The organism is Pseudomonas sp. P65(2024), from assembly GCF_057480955.1.
Genome location: NZ_JBLIYX010000038.1, coordinates 1 through 2,062 on the forward strand (window position 1 = coordinate 1; position 2,062 = coordinate 2,062).

The following is a 2,062-nucleotide window of genomic DNA, read 5'->3' on the forward strand; positions in this document are numbered from 1 at the left end:
GTAAGCGATCCATGAACCCCACCTACCGAGAATAGGAAGTCGCAGTTATCGTGGCATCTCCGGCGAGCAGTTCCACGGCAGTAGCGCTTCATAGTCTGCTACAGACTGCGCGTGGGGCAGTCGCTCCAGTACGTGGCGCAGCCACGTATAAGGCTCTTGGCCGTTGATCTTTGCAGTCTCGACCAAGCTGTAGATCTGGGCACTGGCCGTGGCGCCCTTGGGCGTGTCGCTGAACAGCCAGGCCTTGCGACCGATGACAAACGGCTTGATCGAGCGCTCAGCCAGATTGTTGTCGATTGGTAGATAACCAGCCTCGACGTAACGCACCAACCGGCTCCAGTTATTCGCCAGATAATTCACGGCCTTGCCCAGCACGCTTTGCGGCGTCACTTGGGATTGGGCCTTGTCCAACCAACTTTTCAACTGGGCCAGGACTGGCAGGCTTTGCGCCTGTCGCGCTACATAAAGCTGCTCGTCACTGGCGTCTTTCAGTTCGCGCTCGATGCCATACAGCTTGTTGATCATTGCCAGTGCGACATCGGCCCGTCCGGTTTTGCCTTTAGGCTGCACTTTCTGAGCGTCGACGAATTTGCGCCGGGCATGCGCCATGCACGCCAACCGTTCCACGCCAGGCTGCAGCGCCAACGCGTTATAGCCGGCGTAATCGTCCGTCATGACATACCCGCGATAACTTTCCAGCAGGCGCAACGGCACTTCCTGCGCCCGACTGGAGCTGTAGTCGAACAGCACGATTTTTCGGTCAGGCGGTCCGCTGACTTGCACCCACATCCAGGATTGGCTGGTCGGGTCTCGATCCGGTTCTTTCAGGACCTGGACACGGGTTTCATCGCAATGGATGACCGGACTTTCCAGTAATCGCTCACGCATCAAATTCAGCAGCGGCTGGACATGTTCGCTGCATTGGATGATCCAGCGCGCCAGTGTCTGACGTGGAATGTCGATCCCGTGCCGGCTCAGGACACTTTCAAAACGGTGCAGCGGCAAGCCATCGACATACTTGGTGGTCAGCAACATCGCCAACACGCTCGGGCTGGCCATGCTCTTTTCGATCAGTTGAGCCGGTTTGTCTGCCGTGATCGGGGCAACTTCACATCCCCGGCAGCCGTAGACCTTACGGACATGTTTGAGCACGCGGATCTGCATCGGCACGATATCCAGCTGCTCGCTGATTTCCTCACCGATCTCATGCTTGCGGCAACCGCATGCACAGGTCAGTTCGTGTTCAGGCAGTTCGTGGATGACTTCGATACGCGGCAGATCAGCCGAGAGTGGCTTGCGTTTTCCCCGGCGTGGCGCTGGTGTGACGACTTCTTCATCCGGCGTCTCCACCGTCAACAGAGGCTCGCTCTCTGCCTCGTTGAACATCGCCAGTTGCGGCGTGTTGGGGTCGATGGCCTGCTCGGACTTGCGGCCGAAAAGACGATCACGCAGCAACTTGATCTGTTCTTTCAGATCAACGATGTGGGTGGCGTAGGCTTCTTTGACTTCCTGCTCACGCGAGCGTGCTGCGTAAGCCTCAAGGAGCATTTGCTTGAGCAGGACAGGGTCATCGGGAAGGTCATCGGGCACGGAATTCATGCCGAGGATTATACCGATTCAGGCAACGAAACGAGGGGTCAAAACCTGATGCGGACGGTTGCGCCAGAGGTCGAAGCCGTCGAGTAGCCAGTTCAGCTCCTGAACAGTCAGGACAATGGCTTCGTCAGTGATGTCGGGCGAGGTTTTGAAGCGTTCGGATTCCAGGCGCTTGAGCCAGAGACAGAAACCGTTGCGCTCCCAATAGAGGATCTTCACGCGATTACGCGGTTTGTTGAGGAACACGAAAAGAACCGGGTCGAACACGGCCACCTTGATATCCAGTTCAACCAAGGCTGCGAGGCCATCGATGGATTTTCGAAAGTCGACGGGCTTGGGGTAGAGATAGACTTTTTCGACTTTGGCGTCGGGGCGCATCATCGTCGGCAGGCTCCAGAAAGAAATCGGGAGCACAGCATCGGGGATCAGGTAAGCGCTTTGAATGTGGGGTTCATGGAGCGCTTAC

At 57.1% G+C, this 2,062-nt stretch carries 2 protein-coding genes; both read right to left on the reverse strand.

The window, feature by feature from the left end:
- Positions 1-45 precede the first annotated feature (45 nt).
- Complete coding sequence (gene tnpC / locus AC25MA_RS25750; protein ID WP_213884195.1) at positions 46-1,599, reverse strand: IS66 family transposase; 1,554 nt, start codon at positions 1,597-1,599, stop codon at positions 46-48.
- A gap of 18 nt (positions 1,600-1,617) precedes the next feature.
- A complete protein-coding gene (tnpB, locus tag AC25MA_RS25755) occupies positions 1,618-1,977 on the reverse strand; it encodes an IS66 family insertion sequence element accessory protein TnpB (protein ID WP_230384521.1) in 360 nt (119 codons plus the stop codon).
- Positions 1,978-2,062 lie beyond the last annotated feature (85 nt).